The 20135-nt window shown below is 69.1% G+C and carries 18 protein-coding genes and 3 pseudogenes; 5 read left to right on the forward strand and 16 right to left on the reverse strand.

Annotated features, from left to right (window positions below; genetic code table 11):
• Positions 1-36: 36 nt before the first annotated feature.
• The 14 genes and pseudogenes from ABZ876_RS12290 to ABZ876_RS12355 all read right to left on the reverse strand — a co-directional run.
• A pseudogene (locus ABZ876_RS12290) lies at positions 37-183 on the reverse strand (CGNR zinc finger domain-containing protein); the annotation flags it as partial.
• A gap of 189 nt (positions 184-372) precedes the next feature.
• Entirely contained in the window at positions 373-1170 is a 798-nt protein-coding gene (locus ABZ876_RS12295; RefSeq protein ID WP_361778365.1) for a class I SAM-dependent methyltransferase, read from the reverse strand.
• A gap of 188 nt (positions 1171-1358) precedes the next feature.
• Positions 1359-1937 (reverse strand): class I SAM-dependent methyltransferase, encoded by a 579-nt coding sequence (locus ABZ876_RS12300; RefSeq protein WP_361778368.1) that lies wholly within the window; start codon positions 1935-1937, stop codon positions 1359-1361.
• A gap of 38 nt (positions 1938-1975) precedes the next feature.
• Entirely contained in the window at positions 1976-2131 is a 156-nt protein-coding gene (locus ABZ876_RS12305; RefSeq protein WP_361778371.1) for a hypothetical protein, read from the reverse strand.
• Between the two features lie 312 nt (positions 2132-2443).
• A complete protein-coding gene (locus ABZ876_RS12310; protein WP_361778374.1) occupies positions 2444-2875 on the reverse strand; it encodes a hypothetical protein in 432 nt (143 codons plus the stop codon).
• Positions 2872-3150, reverse strand: a complete 279-nt coding sequence (locus tag ABZ876_RS12315) for a hypothetical protein (RefSeq protein ID WP_361778377.1) — start codon at positions 3148-3150, stop codon at positions 2872-2874. Before ABZ876_RS12315 ends, ABZ876_RS12310 begins: the two co-directional genes overlap by 4 nt.
• A 250-nt stretch (positions 3151-3400) precedes the next feature.
• A complete protein-coding gene (locus tag ABZ876_RS12320) occupies positions 3401-4108 on the reverse strand; it encodes a gamma-glutamyl-gamma-aminobutyrate hydrolase family protein (protein WP_361778379.1) in 708 nt (235 codons plus the stop codon).
• On the reverse strand, positions 4105-5595 hold the full coding sequence (locus ABZ876_RS12325) for an aldehyde dehydrogenase (protein WP_361778382.1): 1491 nt from the start codon (positions 5593-5595) through the stop codon (positions 4105-4107). The genes ABZ876_RS12320 and ABZ876_RS12325 overlap by 4 nt, the downstream gene beginning before the upstream one ends.
• Positions 5596-5614: 19 nt before the next feature.
• Positions 5615-6421 carry an acetoacetate decarboxylase family protein gene (locus ABZ876_RS12330; RefSeq protein WP_361778384.1) on the reverse strand — a complete coding sequence of 269 codons (807 nt, stop codon included), beginning with the start codon at positions 6419-6421 and terminating at the stop codon, positions 5615-5617.
• Between the two features lie 175 nt (positions 6422-6596).
• Entirely contained in the window at positions 6597-7961 is a 1365-nt protein-coding gene (locus ABZ876_RS12335; protein WP_361778387.1) for an aminotransferase class I/II-fold pyridoxal phosphate-dependent enzyme, read from the reverse strand.
• 43 nt (positions 7962-8004) lie between these two features.
• On the reverse strand, positions 8005-8850 hold the full coding sequence (locus tag ABZ876_RS12340) for a fumarylacetoacetate hydrolase family protein (RefSeq protein ID WP_361778390.1): 846 nt from the start codon (positions 8848-8850) through the stop codon (positions 8005-8007).
• 10 nt (positions 8851-8860) lie between these two features.
• Positions 8861-9805 (reverse strand): 3,4-dihydroxyphenylacetate 2,3-dioxygenase, encoded by a 945-nt coding sequence (locus ABZ876_RS12345; protein ID WP_361778393.1) that lies wholly within the window; start codon positions 9803-9805, stop codon positions 8861-8863.
• Positions 9798-11267 (reverse strand): aldehyde dehydrogenase, encoded by a 1470-nt coding sequence (locus tag ABZ876_RS12350; RefSeq protein ID WP_361778395.1) that lies wholly within the window; start codon positions 11265-11267, stop codon positions 9798-9800. Before ABZ876_RS12350 ends, ABZ876_RS12345 begins: the two co-directional genes overlap by 8 nt.
• Before the next feature lie 221 nt (positions 11268-11488).
• The gene (locus tag ABZ876_RS12355) at positions 11489-12064 is read right to left on the reverse strand and encodes a MarR family transcriptional regulator (RefSeq protein ID WP_361778398.1); all 576 of its coding nucleotides are present in this window, start codon (positions 12062-12064) and stop codon (positions 11489-11491) included.
• Between the two features lie 267 nt (positions 12065-12331).
• On the opposite strand from ABZ876_RS12355, the gene ABZ876_RS12360 reads away from it, so the two are divergent.
• The 3 genes and pseudogenes from ABZ876_RS12360 to ABZ876_RS12370 form a co-directional block, all read left to right on the forward strand.
• A complete protein-coding gene (locus ABZ876_RS12360) occupies positions 12332-13687 on the forward strand; it encodes a glutamine synthetase family protein (RefSeq protein WP_361778401.1) in 1356 nt (451 codons plus the stop codon).
• Positions 13688-13907: 220 nt separating this feature from the next.
• Positions 13908-14579 (forward strand): annotated as a pseudogene (locus ABZ876_RS12365) (hypothetical protein); the annotation flags it as partial.
• Positions 14580-14747: 168 nt separating this feature from the next.
• A pseudogene (locus tag ABZ876_RS12370) lies at positions 14748-14888 on the forward strand (GNAT family N-acetyltransferase); the annotation flags it as partial.
• 139 nt (positions 14889-15027) lie between these two features.
• Here ABZ876_RS12370 and ABZ876_RS12375 read toward each other — a convergent pair.
• Entirely contained in the window at positions 15028-15486 is a 459-nt protein-coding gene (locus ABZ876_RS12375; protein WP_361778404.1) for a MarR family winged helix-turn-helix transcriptional regulator, read from the reverse strand.
• A gap of 110 nt (positions 15487-15596) precedes the next feature.
• Between ABZ876_RS12375 and ABZ876_RS12380 the strand changes: the two genes are divergently transcribed.
• Both ABZ876_RS12380 and ABZ876_RS12385 read left to right on the forward strand, forming a co-directional pair.
• The gene (locus tag ABZ876_RS12380) at positions 15597-16676 is read left to right on the forward strand and encodes a substrate-binding domain-containing protein (protein ID WP_361778407.1); all 1080 of its coding nucleotides are present in this window, start codon (positions 15597-15599) and stop codon (positions 16674-16676) included.
• Positions 16677-16978: 302 nt separating this feature from the next.
• Positions 16979-18676, forward strand: a complete 1698-nt coding sequence (locus tag ABZ876_RS12385; protein ID WP_361778410.1) for a hypothetical protein — start codon at positions 16979-16981, stop codon at positions 18674-18676.
• 365 nt (positions 18677-19041) lie between these two features.
• Here ABZ876_RS12385 and ABZ876_RS12390 read toward each other — a convergent pair whose 3' ends face one another.
• Entirely contained in the window at positions 19042-20106 is a 1065-nt protein-coding gene (locus ABZ876_RS12390; protein WP_361778413.1) for a hypothetical protein, read from the reverse strand.
• Between the last annotated feature and the right edge of the window lie 29 nt (positions 20107-20135).

A 20135-nucleotide genomic window follows, 5' to 3' on the forward strand; every position in this document is an offset into this window, starting at 1 on the left:
AAGTCCACGGGATGGCGGGGCGTGCGCGGCGGGCTGTCAGGCGGGTGCGCGGCGGTGGCGCTGGTAATGGCGGGCGGTGCGGGCCCGGTTGCCGCAGGCCGCGGAGCACCATTCACGGCGGGGGTGGTCCTTGAGGAAGTACAGGACGCACCCGGGGGCCATGCAGGCGCGCAGCTGCAGCCGTGAGGTCGCTCTGGCTGAACAGGGTGATCGCTCCTTCGGCGATGGCCGACACCGCGGCGGTGGCCCGGTGGCCGCTGGTGCGGGTCAGTCGTGTGGGTGCCTGGCCGTGTGCCACCGCGGCCCGGCGAGTACGAGCCCCTGGTCAGCACGGCGGCCTCGGGCGCCGTTCACCGCCAGCACCGCGCCGGGCTACTTGTCTGCGACGATGAGGCGCGCTCGTCGCCGGTGCCGCCACTCCCCGGTCGGTGCGTGGCGCAGGAACTCCTTGCGCATCTGCTCCATGAACTCCGGACCATGACGGAGAGCCGTGGCGCGCAGTGCCCCGGCGGCAGCAGTGCTCATCGCCTCCCACAGCGCCGCCGCGTCGGCATGTACCATCTCGAAAGCCACAAATTCGTCGCGGCGGATAGTCGCACCAGCCGCGGTCACTGCCGCTGCAAGGCTTTCCTCCCAACTCCTCTCCGTGACGACGGCCTGCCTGGCCACCAACAGATCCGCCAGCCCCCATGGATCGGTGGCATCCGCCTCATAAGGCCAGAAGGCGACAGCCAGCCGACCGCCTGGTGTCAGTGCCCGCACCCAGTCGGAGACGGCCTCGTCCGGGGCCGGCAAGTGATGCAGGCCGAACACCGAGACGACCGCGGCACACGTTGCCGACCAGGCTGGATCCAGCACTGCTGCATCCTGCACGATGGCCCGCGCCGTCGGCCACGGGACCGCACGTTGCTCAGCATGGCTGACCATGACAGGTGAGATGTCCATACCGACGATCTCGCGGCCTGGGAACTGGCCGGCCAGCAGCGGTAGTTCCGGGAAGGTACCGCAGCAGGGCACCAGGATTGGTCCGCTGGGCAACTCTGTGTCGGCTATCGCCTCAACGGTCGCCACCACCCACGGACGGAATCGCGGTACGAAATACTCCTCGTACCTGTCCGCCACCTCATCCCACCGCTGCGCCAGCACCGCCGTGTACTCATGATCGGCCATACCTGATCTTCTACGACTGAGAGTCATCGCTCAAGCGCTACTCCATGGAGACTCCCCCAGCACTCCAAGACTCATTTGACCTGGGCACTCATCACGCTGATGATGCGGCGCCCGACTCGCGGCAGCAATCTGTCTGCCGCAGCCCGGTCTCCCCGAACGACCACTCCTTCGGCCGTTAAATCCCAGGATCAGGCTGATCGAACTGCCATGAGGAGCCCGCTGGCCCACGCCAGGCGGACAGATCGGAAATCTTGACGTTCCTCCAGTGCGCCCAGCAGACGTTTCACCGAGGAGTCATGGCCCTCCGGCCAACCGGGCTGAGGGAAGAGATCGTCGATCAGGTAGGTGCCGCCGGGAGCAACGAGTTCCAAGGCCCGTTCGAGGTGGGTGAATTTGCCAGGCCACGTGTCCGCGAACACCATGTCGAAGGACTCCCCTTCGTACGCCTCCAGCCACGCGCCACCATCTCCGGCTACAAAGGTCACCCTAGGGTCAGACCCCAACTGCTCGCGAGCGACCTGCTGGACAGCGGCGTCGAGTTCGACCGTGGTCAGACGCGAGGCTTGATCCATCCCGCTCAGGAGCCACGCAGTGCCTTCGCCCACGCCCGTGCCGAGTTCGAGAATGCGGCTACCAGGCCGGCCAGCCGCTAGTACGGCCAGCAAGCTGCCGGTTCGCTCCTCACATGACATGGTGAAACCGGCTTCGCGTGCCGCCGCACGCAGCCTGGGCAGGGCGGCTGGGAACTTGCTCGGCGTGTCGTCCATCCAGGGATGATGCAAGCGCTGTCCATTCCGGCGCAACATCAACTACCCCTGAGCAGGTGTTTCCGGCCCGTACTACCGTCGATCTGCTCGCGCAGCTTGTCAGTGTGGTCGCCGCCGCGCCTCGCGGTCCCCTTGATCATGTGCACCAGGACCCAGCAGACCACCGTCTCCGTCATCACGGGAGAGTACGTCATCACCGAGACTCCTCCGCATCCGCTGGGCTCCATAGATCACGGAGCTCTGGGGATCAAAAACACCCTCTCAGGGACACGAGCACTGGAGGCTGCGCAAGTAGCACGGCGTGGAGGGCGCCGATCTGGTCGCCGCGCGGCAGGCCCTCAAGCAGGCCGAGGGCGCCGTGCCGGCGCCCAGGAAGGACGAACCCGCTCTCGACCAGGACGACGTCGAGCGGGCCGCCTGACACTCCCCCGGAGTCGCCCGGGAGGAGGGTTGTGAAGGATCGCGCGGCGGGTCGGAACATGACCCGCCGCGCTCGTGGTGCTCAACTACGCCACGAGTCGCAGCCACTCATCCGCTCGAGGCCATACCCGTGGGTTCATGGCGCCGCGAAGATTGAGCCGGTCTGCGCACTTTCCCTCGATGGCGTTGAGCGTGTCGCCCGGGGTGCGATCTTCGAGGTGGAGTACGCGTACATGGGTGAAGACGGCTCGCTTGTGCGGGTTCCGCGTATGCTCACCCAGGCGCGCACCGAGGTCGTCGTCGCGACTGGCCTGCCCGAGCCACCGGATGTGATTCTCGGCATCGGTGACCAGGTAGATACCGGTCACCACGCCCAGGTCGGTGAAGACCTCGTAGTCGTGGAAGGGGACCGGTGTCGCGTAGGCGGCCACCAGACAGCGGCCGGCCGCCAGGGGCAGCGCCCCCAGGGCCCGGCGCGTGAGCACGGGCCCGACCGGGAGGACCGTCGGGTGGGTCACTGATCGGCCTCCTCGTCGAAGAACACCGCGCACTCCGAGACGAAGTACGCGGGGTCGCTTCCGCCGTGCTGCAGGACCTGCAGCACCGTCCCGAGCCCCATCAGATCCTTCCGGGCGGCGGCCGAGACTGTCGTTGAGCGGCCCGATGACGAACTGGCCCCCAGCCCCGCCAGGAAGGCAGTCATGGACAGCTGCACGGCCGACTCCGTCGCGTGCAGGGCCCGCCCCAGCTCGGGGCAGCCGGGCACGTACATGTCCGTGGCCAAGGGGGCCACGGCGGTGAGTGCGCCGATAACCGCGATCAGGGCGTCGGCCCTCAGGGGCGGTCCGGGACCGGTCGAGGCCCCGGAGCGGTGCGTCGGGGCTCGCCACTGCCGTCGTTGTGCAAGCCGGCGACCGCGGCGGTTCCGTGCCGTGCTTCACTCACCGAGGTCTGGTGGCGCCTGCGCCTCGGTGGCGAGGTTCGCCGCGACGCCTTGGCCGTCTCCGCCTGGCGGCGGGCTGCAGGAGCGCCATCCGGGCTGCTCAGCCGGAGTCGGCATGACGTACCAGGGTGTCGAACAGGTTCTGCTGGGAGGGATCTGTGGACGCGGTGTCCTCCGGGTGCCACTGCACGGCCGTGAACCAACTTCGTGAGGAGGGCAGTTCGAGGGCTTCGATGGTGCCGTCGTCGGCTGTGGCTGCCGCGATCAGGCCGTTGCCAAGGCGGTCAACTCGTTGGTGGTGGTAGCAAGATGCTTCGACTTTGTCGGCGCCCAGCGCTTGCGCCGTCCGCGTTCCTGGGCGGATGGCCACCGGGTGCAGCAGATGGCGGTGCTCGTGGCCTGGGCCGCCCATGTCCTGGTGGAGGCTGCCGCCGAGGGCGACGTTGACGACCTGCAGGCCGCGGCAGATCGCCAGCATCGGGATCCACGACTCCAGGGCCACGCGGGCGACTTCCAGGTCGAATGCGTCCTGGAGGTCGTCGACGTCGTAGACGGTGTCGTGGGCGTCGGTGGCACCGTAGCGGTGGGGGGCGAGATCTCCACCGCCGGGCAGCAGGACGCCGTCGAAGCGGGCGAGTCGGGGGGCGATGTCCTCTTCGGCTGGGTCGGTCGGGTGAATGCTCACCGGTTCGCCGCCGGCCCGCCACACGGCCTCGACGAGGGCGCGGGCGTTGACCTCGGCGGTGTAGCGCAGGGCGGAGGCGGTGGCGGAGAAGCGGGCCGGTATGGCTATCAGGGGGCGGGTCACAGCTGGATCCAGGTGGTTTTGAGTTCGGTGTACTTCTCCAGGGCGTGGGCGGATTTGTCGCGGCCGTTGCCGGACTGCTTCATGCCGCCGAACGGGACGGTGAGGTCGCCCTCTTCGTAGCAGTTGACCCAGACCGTTCCGGCCTTCAGGGCGCGGGAGACCTGGTGGGCGGTGGACAGGTCGGAGGTCCACAGGCCGGCGGCGAGGCCGTACTCGGTGGCGTTGGCCAGCCGTACCGCCTCGTCGAGGTCGTCGAAGGTGAGGACGGACAGGACGGGGCCGAAGATCTCCTCGCGGGCCAGTCGCATGCCGGGGTCCACGCGGTCGAAGACGGTGGGCTGGAGGAAGCTGCCGCCGGTGGCGGTCCGGGTGCGCTCGCCGCCGGTGCGCAGTCGGGCGCCCTCTGCCTGGCCGGTGGCGATGTGGTCGAGGACGCGGTCGAGGTGGGCTTGCGAGACCAGGGCGCCCATCTCTGTTGCCGGGTCTAGCGGGTCACCGACCCGGAGTTCCCGCGCCCGCCGGACGACGGCCTCGGTGACCTGCTCGGCTATGGAGGAGTGCACGAGGAGCCGGGAGGGGGCGGTGCACATCTCGCCCTGGTTGAAGAAGATGCCCCAGGCGCCGGTGGCGGCGGCCTTCTCCAGGTCGGGGGCGTCGGGGAGGACGATGTTGGGCGACTTGCCGCCCAGTTCCAGCCAGACGCGCTTGAGGTTGGAGTCGGCGGCGTAGTGCAGGAAGTGGCGGCCGACGGCGGTGGAACCGGTGAAGGCGAGGACGTCGACGTCGGGGTGGAGGCCGAGGGCCCGTCCGGCGGTCGGGCCGTCTCCGGTGACGACGTTGAGGACGCCCGGGGGCAGGCCGGCCTCGGTGGCGATCCGTCCCAGGAGCAGGGCGGACAGCGGTGAGTTCTCCGACGGCTTGAGTACGACGGTGCAGCCCGCGGCGAGGGCCGGGGCGACCTTCCAGCCGGCCAGGGTCAGTGGGAAGTTCCACGGTACGACCGCGCCGACCACGCCGGCCGGCTCCCGGGTGACGAGGGCGAGGGCGTCGGGGGAGGTGTGCGGAGACTCGTCGGTGAGCTTGTCGGCGAGCTGCCCGTACCAGCGGAACGTATTGATGACGGCGCGCAGTTCGATGTCGTACGCGTCGGTGATGGGCTTGCCCATCTCGAGGCTGACCGTGAGCGCCAGTTCCTCCCGCCGCTCTTCGAGAAGTTCGGCTGTGCGGATCAGGATCCGGCCGCGATCGGCGGGGGCCAGGCGTGGCCAGGGGCCGGAGTCGAAGGCGCGGCGTGCGGCCGCGACCGCGAGATCGATTTCGGCTTCGCCCGCGTCGGTCACGTGGGTGAGGATGTGGCCGTCTCGGGGAGCGACGACGGCGAACGTGGCGCCGTTGCCGCTTTCGGCCCGGCCGTCGATGTGATGCTGGGTGGGCAGGCGGAGTTCCTTGGCCTGCGTCAGCATTTCCTGGTGGGTGACGTTGCGCATGCTGTCCCCGGCTGCCCCGTCACTCTGCGCCGGAGGTGCCGGACTCCAGCAGTCGGCCGCCGTCCCAGACGACGCCGACCTGGCGGTAGTACGCAGCGATCGGCTCGCGGATCTCCAGGCGGGCCAGCTCCTCGGTGGGTGCCTCGAACAGCTCCAGCTCGGCGTCCCCCACCCAGGGCTGCCCGCCTTCGAAGGAGGCGGCGCCGGTCTCGATCAGCTCGTCCAGCGCGAGCCCCTTGCCCTTCTCGATGGACGGCAGCCAGCGGTGGTGGGCCATCGGGTGGGCGTTGACGAACCCGTTCGTCTCCGCCGGCTCGCGCAGGGTCACTACTGCCTGGGCCAGGCGCCGGTCGGCGGCGGCGAGGGTGGCGCCGAAGCGGGCACCGGCCTCGATCCGGGGTGCCGGGCCGTAGGGGTGCGGGCGGGTCTGGTGGATGGAGCCGAGCTTCTTCGGGTAGCCCTGGTGCAGACCGCGGGCGATCGCGAAGTCCTTGTCGACCCAGATGTATACGCAGCGGGTGTAGGTCTGGTCCCTGTACTTGCAGCGGACGACGGCGAACGCCTCCTTGTACTGGGAGAGCACCGGGTCCAGCAGCTCGTCAGCGGATGCCGAGCAGGACTGCCAGTCGGCCCATATCAGGGCCACCGCGCCGGGGTCCTCGTCGGCGAGCTCCAGGGGCTCGGGCAGCAGTTCCCGCACCCGGGCGGGGTCGGTGCGGTACTCGATGGTGAGCAGGTCGCCGGAGTAGCGCCACGGCGGGGAGGGGATCAGCGACGAGGCGCCCGTCGCCGTCTTGGGGTGGAAGTAGCCACGGACACTGGCCATGTCGTCACGCTCCAGAGAGATCAGCAGGGGCGGGGCACGCCACCTGCGGCAGACGCTGCGGGCGGAAGAAGGGGAAAGCAGAAGGGGCGCGCGTCGCGTGAGGTTCGGGTCGGGCGCCCGGCTTACGGCTCACCGCTGTGCGGGGCCGCGGTGAGCCCGTGGCGCCGGAAGGTGTTCATGAGCGGGCGAGCTGCTCCAGGCGCTGGTGCAGGTGCTCGACGTAGGTCTCGGATTCGGGCTTCATCAGCACGCTGCGCAGGATGCGCGTTCCGTCGGCGTCGGCGGTGATCTTCGGGTGGCGGGTGGTGAAGCGCTCGGCGCCGACGCGGAGCGTGCTGAGGAAGACCGGGTCCTGGCTGTCGGTCATCCCTTCCTGCAGGATGCGGTTGCTGGCCGCGTCGATCTCCGAGAGGGTGCGGCCAGCGGTGACCGGGAAGCAGCTGACGATATCGAGCTGCGGGGGCTGGTAGAGCTCCAGGTCCTCGGAGCCCTCGATCAGTTCCGCCCAGCGCAGCGCCGCGCGCCGGCCGGCCGCCAGCACCTGGCCCAGCCCCTCGCGCGTAGGCGGCAGCAACTGGAAGGTGAGCCACAGCGCGGCAGCCGCCGCACCGGCCCGGGAGCACTCCAGGCTGATCTCGCCCAGATGCAGTTCGTCGGAGGTGAAGTACGTGTACGGCGAGTCGTGCAGGTAGAACCGGCCGACGGAGGGGTCGCGGAAGAGGACCGCGCCGCAGCCGTAGGGCTGCAGACCGTGCTTGTGCGGGTCCACCACGATCGAATCGGCCTGGGAGACCGCCTGCCAGGGTTCGGCGGGCAGGCCCTCGGGACCGTCCGCGCCGGCCAGCAGGGTGAAGAATCCGCCGTAGGCGGCGTCGACGTGGATCCGCGCTCCGTACCGCTCACGCAGCTTCAGCGCCTCGTGGACCGGCTCGATCGCACCGAGCCCGGTCGTGCCGGTGGTGAGGACGACGGTGCCGACCCGCCCGCCGCGCAGCAGTTCCTCCAGCGCGTCGAGGTCCATGCGGCCGAGGTCGTCGGTGGGGACGGGGAAGCCCTCCATCCCGAGGACGCCGCACATCCGGCCGTGCGTGTAGTGGGCCTCGGTGCTGTAAGCGATCCCCTTGCCAGGGTGCAGTTCGCGGGCCACGAAGAGGGCTTCGAGGTTGGCGATGGTCCCGCTGGTGGTCAGGTGCCCCAGGTGGGCGTCGTAGCCGAACATCGTGGCGAGCTGCTGGACCACCTCGCGCTCCATCGCGGCGGTGGCGGGTCCGCCGTCCAGGGCGTGGTTGTTGGGGTTGATCAGCATCGCGGTCAGGTAGCCGACCACGGCTGCCGGGTGCGGCGGCTTGAGCATCTGGCCGGCGTAGCGGGGGTGGCCGAAGGGATAGTTGTCCTTCAGCCGCTCGGTGAAGACCTCGAACGCGGCGGCGAACCGGCTGTCGTCGACAGCCAGCGCCGGGTGCGGGTCGAAGGGGCCGAAGGTCTTCGCCCACTCGGCGTTCGACGCGACCGCCTCGGCCAGCCACTTGGTCAGGTCCATCTCGTCACTCCTCGGTGATCTCGCGTGTCGGCGTGGTTCGGGCTCAGCGCTTGGGTGGGCGGATGCCGCGGAACTCCCAGTCGCCGCCGAGGGCGGTGGACAGGACTTCCTCGGACTCCGTGGGCTGGGCACCGACGTCGGTACGGATGGCCGTCGGGCCGGTGACGATGTGGTTGGTGAGGCGGCCGAGGCCCTCGACCTCGACCTCGACGATGTCGCCGGTCCGGACGGGGCGCGAGTTGGCAGGGGTGCCGGAGAGCAGGACGTCCCCCGGGTGGAGGGTGATGGTACGTGCGATGTCGGCGACGAGGTAGTGCATGTCCCACTGCATCTCGTCGGTCGAGCCGTCCTGGACGACCTCGCCGTTGACGTAGGTGCGCAGCGCCTTGCCGTGGAAGTCCCAGTCGGTGATCAGGCCGGGACCCAGGGGGCAGAGGGTGTCGGAGCCCTTGACGCGGAGCATGGAGCCGGCGTCGGTGTCGCGGAAGTCGTGCAGGCCGTAGTCATTGGCGATGGTGTAGCCGGCGATGTACTCGCCCGCCTCGGCCGGGGAGATGTTGCGTGCCGTCCTGCCGATGACGATGGCGACCTCGCCCTCGTAGTTGAGCCACTTGCAGCCCTGGGGACGAACGATCGCACCCTTGTGGGAGTTGAGGGACGAGGTCGGCTTGTGGAAGTAGGTGGGGGTGGCCGGAAGATCGATCCCGAACTCTTCCACGCGGCTGCGGTGGTTGAGGTGGACGGCGATGACCTTGGACGGGACCACCGGCGGCAGATGGTGCGCCTCGTCGATCTTGACGCGGCGGCCGTCGCCGGCGACCAGCTCGTCACTGGCGACGGTGACCTGGACGGCGGCACCCTCGAGGAGGATACGGCGGTATTCGGGCACGGTGGGACTCCTAGATACGGCTGTGCGGAGAGCGGGGGGACGGGGAGGCGGGCAGGCCGGTTCCGGTCCAGCCGTCGGCCGGGCGGTCGAACCAGAGGTGGACCTGGCCGGTGCCGACGGAGTTCTCGTACTCGCCGTACTGGCGGGCCTTGGCGACACAGGCTTGCTCGCCGAGGGCGCCGGCCATCATCAGGTAGTGGAAGAACTTCGCTTCCGGCTTGTACTTCCAGAACTCGTCCATGGTGTCCAGGACCTTGTCGTGGCGGCCCTCCTTGAACCAGGCGATCCGTTCCTCGTCGGCCGCGCGGGCCTCGGGAGTGAAGATGTGGGCGGGGTCGCTGGCCTCGTGGTCACGGATCTCGCGCAGAGGCCAGAAGGTGTGCGACAGGGCGCCGGAGGCGATCAGCAGCACACGGCGACCGGGGGTGGCGGCGATACCGTCCGCGAGTGCGCGGCCGAGGCGGAGGTGGTCCTCCATGTCGCCGCTCTGGCAGACGCCGATGGTCACCCACCGCTTGTCGGGCAGTCCCTCGCCGAGGAACTTCCACAGGTTGATGGTGGCGTAGTAGATCGGCAGGTAGCCGTCGTCGATCGCGGTGATCCAGGTGCCGTGCTTGTCGGCGAACGAGGCGATGTTGTGCGCGAGTTCGGGGTCTCCAGGGAAGTCGTACGGCATCCGGCACATGCCGCGCGGCAGCTCCTCGGAGGTGAAGAGGCCCGCCCGCCGGTCCTGCGCGGTCACGACGAACTCGACCGTGGTCGCCCAGTGGGAGTCGAGGACGATGACGGTGTCGTACTCGTTGGCGGCATCGCGTTCGAAGACGTCCCTGCGGAGCTTTTCCAGGCCGGTGACGAGGGTGATCTCCTTGCCCTCGTTCAGCGCCAGCCGGTCGGCCTCGGGTAGCACGATGGTGGGGACGTGGGCGAGCAGGCCCGCCCCGACGATCTCACCCATGGTTCTTCCATCCGTTCGGGGCGGTGACGGTGTTCTTCACGTCGCAGTAGAAGTCGAAGCTCCAGGTGCCGCCCTCCCGGCCGACCCCGGACTGCCGGGAACCACCGAACGGGGCCTGAAGGTCGCGGACGAAGAAGCAGTTGATCCAGACGGTCCCCGCGACGAGCTGTGCGCTGACGCGTTCGGCACGCTCCGGGTCACCGGTGGCGATGGTGGCGGCCAACCCGAAGCGAGTGTCGTTGGCGAGCCGGACGGCGTCATCGTCGGTGGCGAAGGTCTGCAGGGTCAGGACCGGCCCGAAGACCTCCTCCTGCACGATCTCCGAGTCCTGGGCGACGTCCGTGAGCAAGGTCGGTGCGTAGTACTGCCCGTCCTTGCGGTGGCCGCCGATGACCGCGCGGGCCCCGGCCGCGAGCGCCCGCTGCACGAAACCGTCGATCTTCTCCAGCTGCCGCGAGTGGATGTTGGGGCCGATGTCGGTGGCCTCATCGCGTGGGTCGCCCTGCTTCAGGGCGCTCGCCTTCTCTACGAAGCGGCGGGTGAAGTCCTCGACGACCGACTCCTCGACCAGCAGCCGAGTGCCCGCCAGGCAGACCTGCCCGGCATTGTCGTACTGCTCGACGGCCAGGTCGACGGCGAGGTCCAGGTCGGCGTCGGCGAACACCAGCAGCGGTGACTTGCCGCCCAGTTCGAGGCTGAGCGGGGTGAGATTGGCTGCGGCCGAGGCCGAGATCCGTTTGGCGGTGGGCACGGAGCCGGTGAAGCTGATGCGCCGTACGTCGGGGTGCGAGGTCAGCGCGTCACCGATTTCGGAGCCGTAGCCCTGCACGACATTCAGTACTCCGGCGGGGAGACCGGCCTGAGCGGCGATGTCCGCCAGCAGCGAGGCGGTCAGCGGGGACCACTCGGCGGGCTTGAGGACCACCGTGTTGCCGGCGGCGAGAGCCGGGGCGACCTTCCAGGTGGCCAGCATCAGCGGGGCGTTCCACGGAGTGATCAGCACGCAAGGGCCGGCCGGGTCCCAGCTGACGTGGTTGGTGTGGCCCCGGGTCTCGAAGTCCTCGTGATCCAGCGTCAGCAGGCAGTCGGCGAAGAAGCGGAAGTTGTGCGCGACGCGAGGCATGACACCGCGGCGGTGGGAGCGGAGCAGGGCGCCGTTGTCGCACGTCTCGACTATCGCCAGGTCTTCCAGCCGCTTCTCCACACCATCGGCGATCGCGTGCAGGATCCGGGCGCGCTCGGCGCGCGAGGTGGCGGCCCAGCCGGGAAACGCGGCCTTCGCGGCGGCCACCGCGGCCGCAGCCTCCATCGCGGTGCCCCGGGAGATCTCAGCCAGAACGCTGCCGTCGATCGGCGAGATGTCGGCGAACGTCTCGGTCGAGGCGACACGCTCGCCTCCGATCCAGTGCCGGGTGTCAACGGTCACCCCGGCGATCACAGCGACTTGGGGCTCGCGGGTCACGTCCCCACCTCCATTTCATTTGGCCCCAAATAAACAGCGCGGGTCGCTGGGGCGTCAAGGGGTTCGGCGCTTTTATTTGGTCCCAAACGTTATAGGTGGGGATCACCCTGCCGCGACAGAGTGACCAGCAGGCCGGGAGGGCGCACGCGCAACTCCGACGATGGGCGCGAGCCCGCAGTGGAGGGGGCGCATCGCGGACAACCGGAGCCCCGGCGGCGCGACTACGGGCGCGGGCGGCGACCCGAGCGTCGCGGGGCCAGGTCCTCGCCGGCGAGCAACTCCCGCCGCCGCTGCTCGCCGTGCTCCTCAAGCCGGCTGACGATGGAGCGCAGGCTGTCGGCGAGCTGGAGGCACTGGTCGGGGCTCAGCGGGGCGGAGACGAACGCCTCCTCGGCGTTGAAGGCCGGGAACAGCTCCTCCATGAGCTTCTCCCCTTCGGGGGTCAGGGAGAGCAGGACCCGGCGGCGGTCCTCGGGGTGGGGTGAGCGGGCCACGAGGCCGCGTGACTCGAGAGTGCGGGAGATGCCGGTCAGGGTGCCCTTGGAGACGCCCGCCTCCTCAGCGACCGACCAGGTCTCCGCCTCGCCCCAGATCCAGAGCACCCACAGCACGACGAAGCTGGTCCACGTGAGCTCGTGCGGGCGCAGCACCGAGTTCTCCAGATGCTGGCGGACGGCCGCGGCGGCCCGGTGGATGTTGCCTACGGCCGCCATGGCCTCGCGCTGCAGCGTCAGGCCGCCGAGCCGCTGCTGTATGGCCTGCTCGGTCTCGGTGATGGATCGGCGGGGCCCGGGCACAGGCTCCTCCTTCGAGTGGGGCGGCGCTGGGTCGCCGGCATGTTCGTTTGCAGCCAAATGTATCCCCCAGCCACTCGACCCAGTGGCCTTCAGTCATGGACGGAAGTGGGCAGAATTCACGTGACCCTCTTGTGGCCGGTGCACTCGACTCTTATCGTTTGGTGTCAAATGATTACCCGTGGCGCCATCGGCCGGAACCAAGCCGCCAGAAACCGCGCGGGCAAAGCGGACAATATCCAACTCACCGCCGCACCACTGGAGCATCCCTTGAGCGCCCACACAGACCCTCAGGTCCGACAGACGATGGAAGCGCTGGACGCCAAGGGGATCGATGTCCTCCGCCTCACCTACCCGGACCTGATGGGCTCCGACCGCAGCCGGGACATCCTGCTTCACCATCTGCCGCACGCGGCCGGACACGGCCTCGCCTTCAGCCGCGCCGTCTACCACACCGGCGCCCTGGGTGATCACTCCAACATGGCCGGCGGTCTGGAGGCGGGCATGCCGGACATCCTCGTGCGCCCGGACCTGGACACCGTCGTCCCGCTGCCCTGGGAGCCGAACGTGGCCTGGTGCATCGGCGACGTCCTGGACCCGGCCACCGGCCAGAGCGTGCCCGAATCGCCCAGGGACCTGCTGCGCCAGGTCCTCACCCGCCTGAACGACGCGGGCCTGACGGCGATCGTGGGCCCGGAACTGGAATACGTCCTGCTCGAGCCGGACGCCGACACACCTACCGGGTGGCGGCGCTACGCCCCCGCCCCGGGCAACGTCTACACCACCGGCCGCAAGGCCGACCCGGACGGACACCTCCTGCGCACCGCCCGCGCCCTGCACGCGCTCGGCCTGGACGTCAGCGGCGGCAACCGGGAGTTCGATGGCGGGCAGTTCGAGATCAACCTCAACCACTCCGAGGCCCTGGACGCCGCCGACCGTGCCTTCCGGTTCAAGGCCGCCGTCAAGGAGCTGGCCCGAGCCGAAGGCCGACTGGCGACCTTCATGGCCAAACCGTTCAACGACGGCGGCGGGTCCGGATTCCACCTGCACGTCTCCCTCATCGACGCGGACGGGGCCAACGCCTTCGACGCCCCCCACGAGGCGCATGGCCTGTCGCCCACCGCCCGTCACGCCCTGGCCGGTGTCCTCACGCACGCGCCCGCCCTGTCCGCGCTGCTCAACCCCACCGTCAACTCCTACAAGCGGTTCGGCCCGGACACCACCGCCCCCTGGCTGATCAACTGGGGCCTGGACAACCGCAACGCGATGGTGCGCATCCCGCCGGAGCGCGGTGGCGCCTCCCGACTGGAGGTCCGCCTCGGCGACGCGACGGCCAACCCGTACCTCGCCATAGCGGGCCTCCTGGCCGCCATCCACCTCGGCATCACCGCCGCCGCGGAGCCCCCCGCCCCGGCGACCGGCCACGCCGCCGACACCGGAGCCGCGGCCAAGCTTCCCACCGACCTCGGCCAGGCCCTCGACGCCCTCCAGGCCGACGACCACCTCACCGACATCCTCGGCAAGTCCTTCGTCGACGCCTTCCTCATCTTCAAGCGCGACGAACTCGCCCGCTTCCACAAGCACGTCACCGACTGGGAGTTCCGCGAGTACGCCCAGATCAACTGACGCCGCCCGCTTCCCTGCTCGCCCCCTGGTTCCACCGCCCGCCCGGCACCTCGCCCTCCTCCTCCGCCACCCTCCTTCCTCCGCTCCCTTCCTACCTCTGCTTCCCGCAGACCAGCGCGTCCTCCGCCCCGTGCCGCGTCCGGCGGTACCCAGAACACACGCCAACTCACCGCGAGTGCATCCTTCTTGATTGGCTTCAACACGCCAATCCAATAGGGAACTCCGGGATACCGGCCTCGCCCTTGGGATTCCGCCGCAGGTCGTCGGTGAGATCGCCAAGAGCTTTCCGCACCTCCGCGCCCGGTACATTCGCGGTGCTCTGGCCGAACTGCCGGAGCTGCGGCAACTCGCCTCGCCGGCGGGGAGGTTCGGACCGCTGTGGGAGCTCGCCGAAGGCCTGGACGCGCTGTCCCGCGGCTACGCCATGCACCCGTGCGGGGTGATCCTGTCCAACGCGGCGCTGCCGGACCGGCTTCCGGTGCAGCCGACCCCGGCCGGATACCCGACGGTGCAGGCCGACAAGGAGGACGTCGAAGATCTCGGTCTCCTGAAACTCGACGTCCTGGGCGTGCGCATGCAGTCCGCGATGGCGTACGCGGTCGCCGAGATCCGCCGCACAGCCGGACGCCTGCTCGATCTCGACAACCCCGACCATGTCAGCCTGAACGACCAGCAGGCCTTCGAGATGATCCGGGCCTCGGACACCGTCGGCCTCTTCCAGCTCGATTCTGTGTCAACTCCAGCTGTGTTGCATTCCTTACTTCACCGGCTTCCAGGTCCCGCACCCTTGCGTGGTGAACTGACCGTCGGTTGGTGCGACCGTCACCGTGATCGTCTGCGCGGACGTTGCGAACTGGTTGTCGATGGTGCCCCCGACCTTCGTTCCCAGTAGCAGTCCGAGAGGTCCCCGGACGTGCGATAGGTGCCCGGCGCATCTCCCCGACGTCCTCCAACAGATCCTCCTATTTCGGGTGTGCCACCACGAGGTGGCCCAGCAATGGCCCCGACTGACACGCCCCCGCAGCTCATGACCGAGCATCGCTCGAATCACCAGCGCCGCCTCCGCTCGCCGCGCGCCGTTGCCTTCTACCGCCGGCAGGGCTGGACCCAGGCCACGCACCCCTCTCCTGAGGGCAGGGGCATCATCGTCTTCCTCGGCCCCTGTCATCCCGCCCGCACCCTGGCCGCGCTCCCCCTCTGAGCGCGCGCAAGGCTTCACCCCTCCCGCCGACTGTCACGCCAACCCAGTCGTCCAACTCGTTCGCGCGGCCGCCAAGACGCTGAAGCGCAGGCCCAACTTCGCCACACAGGGACGAGGCCGCGGCCATTGATCGAAAAGTTCAACTGTGCGGCCTGCTGGGCGCCACCCCAGGCAACCCGTCGACCGTTGCCGCGAGCAGAGGCAGGAGCTGGGCGAGTTTTCCCTGGTCACCGATTGCGTCGAGAAGCCGGGTTTGGTCGGAGTGGACGCGGTGGGCGGCGCGCTGGTGGAGGATGCGGCCGCGGGCGGTGAGGTGCAGCAGGACGCGGCGGCGGTCGTCGGGGTCGGGCCGACGGTAGACCAGGTTGCCGGCGACCATGCGGTCGACGAGCTTGGTCAGAGTGGGCGCCGGCATGAGGGCGTGGTCGGCGATTTCGGACATCGGGTGGCCCTGCCCGTCGGCAACGGCCGACAGGACGCGCCACTCCTCCACCGAGCAGTCCTCCTCGGCCAGCACCGCGGCCAAGCGCCGGCCGAGCCGTCGCTCGGCGTGACTGAGGAGGTGGGCAAGGTCCGGGGAGGAGGGTTCGGAGGGCATTGCCGGTGTCCTTCCGATAGGTCTAGCGTTCGGGCAGATTACGAGCCTCCGCGAGGGTGCCGGGGCCCGGACCGGGATCCGCGCCCCCAGTGCCCTCACGGAGGTGGTCTGTGCATCCGGTACCCAGAGGGAACGGCGATTCGAGCACGACGCTGGTCGTGGCCCTGGTCGTGCCGCTGCAGGGACCCGCGGGGGTCTTCGGCCCGTCGTGCGAGCTGGCCGCACAACTGGCCGCGGAGGAACTGAACGCCGTGGGCGGCGTGCTGGACCGGGAGGTCCGCCTGGGCACGGTGGACGGCGGGGCATCGCCGGAGCGGGTGGCGGCCGAGGTCGAGGCCCTGGTGTCGTTGCGCGCCGTCGACGGGGTGGTGGGCTGGCACACCTCGGCCGTGCGCCAGGCACTGCTGCCGCGGATCGCGGGCCGCGTTCCATACGTCTACACAGCCCAGTACGAGGGCGGCGAGCGCACACCCGGGGTCTTCCTGACGGGCGAGACCGATGCCGCGCAACTGCTGCCGGCGATGCGGCTGCTGGCCGAGGCGACCGGCGCGCGACGCTGGTGCACGGTGGGCAACGACTATGTGTGGCCGCGCGTGACCGCCCGCGCCGCACGGCGATACGTCCGGGCGTGCGGCGGTCTGGTGCGCGACGAGGTCTTCGTGCCGCTGGGGACGCATGAGTTCGGGCCGGTGCTGCGCCGGATCGAGCGGTGCGAGGCGGACGCGGTGCTGATGCTGCTGGTCGGCGACGACGCGGCACGCTTCAACCGGGCGTTCGCCGCGTACGGCCTTCACCAGCGGTGTCTGCGGCTGAGCACCCATATGGATGAGAACATCCTACTGGCCACCGGCGCCGAGGCCACCGACGGGCTGTGGGCGACGGCCGGTTTCTTCGAGACGCTCGCGACCGCCGAGAGCCTGGACTTCAGCGCCCGTTACGCGGCGCGGTTCGGTGTGGATGCCCCTGTCGTGGGCAGTCTGGGCGAGTCGTGTTTCGAAGGGGTGCGCCTGCTGGCGGCGTTGGCCGAGCGGGCGCGGTCGCTGGACGTGCGGGCGATGTGCACGGTGGGCGAAACGGTCTCCTACGAGGGCCCGCGCGGCGCACTGCGGCTGCGCGGCAACCATCTCACCCAACGGCTGTACCTGGCACGGGCGGATGCCTTCGACTTCCACATCGTCACCCAACTCTGACCCCGCTCCCTGCCGTTGACATTACCCTGCCACAGAAATACTTTCTACGGGAAGCATCTGGCGGATGCGAGGCATCCGTATTCAATCGGGCCCTTCGCTCGCCGCGGTCGCCCATGGACGGGCGCCCCGGCCCACGCGGTTTCGCTCCTGTTGGCGTGCTATCTACGCGCATCGAATAAAGGCCAGTTAAAGACCTTCCCCTTAAAGGAAGCGAAACGTTCAAGAAACAGTGCGGCGTGACTCTTCCGTGCAATCACCCGGGGTCGCCCGGGTCGTCCCCAGTGCTGGGAAGAGGGAATGTCGTGACGGAAATCGTCGACAAGGAAGCACCGCCGGCGAGTACGGGCGGACGGACGTACAACAACTGGGCGCAGAACGACACGTTGGAGGACTACTCCCTGCGCTACGCGCCGAAGTCCTTCCGCCGCTGGACCCCCTACGTGGTGGCCACCACGGCACTCGGTGGCATCGCCTACCTCGCCGACTTCGCCATCGGCGGCTCGATCGCCATCTCCAACGGCTTCTCCTCCGCGATGATCGCGATCCTCGCCGCCGCGGTCGTCATCTTCCTGACCGGCATCCCGATCTCGTACTACTCGGCGAAGTACTCCATCGACATGGACCTGCTGACCCGGGGCGCCGGCTTCGGCTACCTCGGATCCACGCTCACCTCGGTCATCTACGCCAGCTTCACCTTCATCTTCTTCGCCCTCGAAGGCTCGATCATGGCCCAGGCCCTGGAACTGGGGCTGCACATCCCGCTCGCCGTCGGCTATCTGATCTGCTCGCTGATCATTCTGCCGCTGGTCATCTACGGCATGACGGCGCTGTCGAAGATGCAGGTGTGGACGCAGCCGGTGTGGCTGGTGCTGATGGTCGCGCCGTTCGTGTCCCTCGCCATCCAGGAGCCGGACGAGTTCTCGCGGTTCACGCACTTCGCCGGCAACTCCCCCACCGGCTCGAGCATCAGCATGCTCGGCGTCGGCGCGGGCGCGGGCGTGGCCCTGTCGCTGATCGCGCAGATCGGCGAGCAGGTCGACTACCTGCGCTTCATGCCCGACAAGACGCCCGAGAACAGCAGGAAGTGGTGGGGGGCCGTCCTCTCCGCCGGCCCGGGCTGGGTGGTGCTCGGCGCGGCCAAGCAGATCGGCGGGGCCTTCCTCGCCTTCTACATCGCCGGCAGCGTGGGCCTGTCCAAGGCCAACGAGCCCATCCAGCAGTACGTCCACGGTTTCAAGACCTTCGCCGCACCCGTCGCCTTGGGCCTGGCCACGTTCTTCGTGATCCTCTCCCAGATAAAGATCAACTCGACGAACGCGTACTCCGGTTCGCTGTCCTGGTCGAACTTCTTCTCCCGCCTCACCCACCGCCACCCAGGCCGGGTCGTCTACATCTTCCTCAACGTCGGCGTCGCGCTGGCCCTGATGGAGGGCGGCGTCTTCGGCTTCCTCAACACCGTCCTCGGCTTCTACTCCAACGTCGCCATCGCCTGGATCGGCGCGGTCGTCGCCGACCTCGTCATCAACAAGCCGCTGAAGCTCAGTCCCTCGTACATCGAGTTCAAGCGCGCGCACCTGTACAACTTCAACCCGGTCGGCTTCGGATCGATGCTCATTGCCTCGGCCGTCTCCATCGCGGCCTACTTCGAGGCGTTCGGAGACTACGGCAAGGCATACTCCCCCTTCATCGCCCTGTTCCTCGCGATGGTCCTCTCACCGCTGTTCGCGGTGCTCACGAAGGGCAAGTACTACATCGCCCGCGTCGACGACCTGGAGGAGCCGCTGCTCGGGGCGGACGGCCTGCCCTCCGCGGCCATGCTGACCTGCACCGTGTGCACGACCGACTTCGAGCGGCCGGACGTGGCGAACTGCCCCTTCCACGCCGGGGCGATCTGCTCACTGTGCTGCAGCCTGGAGAAGGACTGCCACGACTCCTGCAAGAGCGGCTCCGGCACGGGACCGGTCGCCCTCGCCATGCCCACCGTGCGGTCCGTGGACTGACCACCATCACCTTCCCGTGTCCCGTTTGGCTCCGGCTCGCGTTATTCGACGTGGGCCGGAACCGACGTCGTCAGTCGGTCAGGTCTGCTTTAGCGTCGCGGGCGTACGGTGCTTCGAACGGGCATGCGTCGGTCAGCCCTTTGGCTGGTGCTGGACAGGTAGGACACGAACGACACCGTCGCTGCCGGCGGACTGCCGCAGCTGCTGGTTCGCCGTCGCAGATCGCTGTGTCGATCATGCTGTCCCTGGACACGGGAAACGGACAGGTTCGCGCAATCCTGGTGCGCTGCGGCCGTGAACTTGAGGGGAGTCTGCCCGATTCGCGGGGAGAGTGCCGCGAGTTGTTCAGCGCACGGGAGGGTGGATCAGGTGGCGATGGTGGCTAGCCCGGCGATGCCGATGAGGTAGATGACGATCGCGGTGATGCTGTCGACGCCCATCCGCGCGTACTGGCGTCGAGGGCGGAAGATGAGTCCGACCATGTAGACGACGGTGAGGATAATGCCGAGCGCGGTGAGGTAGATGTCGGTGTCGTGGGCCGCGGGCAGGACCGGCTTGCCGGAGATGACGGTGGCCAGGAGGAAGAGCACGGGCAGGAAAGCGTTGCCGCCGAAGATGTCGCTGACAGCAAGCTGGTAGTCACCCAGCTTCGTGGAGGCCAGGCCCGTGCTGATCTCGGGCAGGGAGGTGGCCGCGGCCAGGACCGTGGCTCCGAAGAGCACGCCGCTGAGGCCCTGGCGGGCGAAGAACTCCTCCCCGCTGCGCTCGATGATGACGCCGGCGACGAGGGTGGCCAGGGCCGCGGCACCGAAGATGAGAGCGGCACGGCCAGTGCCAACGCCCTGCTCGGTGGCGGCCTTCTCCTTCTTGCCCTTGGAGTGGCCGCGTGGTTCAGGCTGGCTGTCGGGCGCGTCGCCACCTTCTCGCCAGGGCAGGCCGCGACTGGCTCGGTTGAGCAGCATCAGACCGATCAGCCAGATCGCGGCGATCGCCAGGGAGGCGGGGGCCAGGCGGGCGGCGTGCAGGCCGGGTGAGAGCTGGGTGCCCATCACGACGACGGCCAGGACGACCACGACGAGCGCGCCCTCCAGGACGAGTTGGAGGCTGGCGGCCAGACGGGTCAGCGGGGCACGTGGCCGTACACCGGCCGCGTCCAGGATCGCCAGGACGACGGTCTGGATGGCGATGCCGCCGAGGATGTTGCCGACGGCGACATCGAGCTGGCCGGCCAGGGCGGCGCTGATGGTGATGGCGATCTCCGGGAGGTTGGTGGCGATCGCGAGGAGTATCAGCCCGCCCAGCGCGCTGCCCAGGTGAAGGCGCTCGGCGAGCACGTCGGTGTTGTCGGACAGCTTGATACCCGCGTACCAGATGACGGCCGCACTGGCCGCGAACAGCAACAGCAGCACCGGTGAGCTCAAAGATCCCATGCCGCAGCGAGTACCCGATGAGGGCCCCG

It is taken from the genome of Streptomyces sp. NPDC046931 (assembly GCF_040644655.1).
Taxonomy (GTDB): Bacteria; Actinomycetota; Actinomycetes; order Streptomycetales; family Streptomycetaceae; genus Streptomyces.

Bases quoted from the DNA above. Each gene is read 5' to 3' on its own strand.
- ABZ876_RS12335 (WP_361778387.1), bottom strand. From the start codon at position 7,961: ATGGACCTGACCAAGTGGCTGGCCGAGGCGGTCGCGTCGAACGCCGAG.
- ABZ876_RS12305 (WP_361778371.1), bottom strand. From the start codon at position 2,131: ATGACGTACTCTCCCGTGATGACGGAGACGGTGGTCTGCTGGGTCCTG.
- ABZ876_RS12295 (WP_361778365.1), bottom strand. From the start codon at position 1,170: ATGGCCGATCATGAGTACACGGCGGTGCTGGCGCAGCGGTGGGATGAG.
- ABZ876_RS12390 (WP_361778413.1), bottom strand. From the start codon at position 20,106: ATGGGATCTTTGAGCTCACCGGTGCTGCTGTTGCTGTTCGCGGCCAGT.
- ABZ876_RS12325 (WP_361778382.1), bottom strand. From the start codon at position 5,595: ATGCGCAACGTCACCCACCAGGAAATGCTGACGCAGGCCAAGGAACTC.
- ABZ876_RS12375 (WP_361778404.1), bottom strand. From the start codon at position 15,486: ATGCCCTCCGAACCCTCCTCCCCGGACCTTGCCCACCTCCTCAGTCAC.
- ABZ876_RS12300 (WP_361778368.1), bottom strand. From the start codon at position 1,937: ATGGACGACACGCCGAGCAAGTTCCCAGCCGCCCTGCCCAGGCTGCGT.
- ABZ876_RS12345 (WP_361778393.1), bottom strand. From the start codon at position 9,805: ATGGGTGAGATCGTCGGGGCGGGCCTGCTCGCCCACGTCCCCACCATC.
- ABZ876_RS12330 (WP_361778384.1), bottom strand. From the start codon at position 6,421: ATGGCCAGTGTCCGTGGCTACTTCCACCCCAAGACGGCGACGGGCGCC.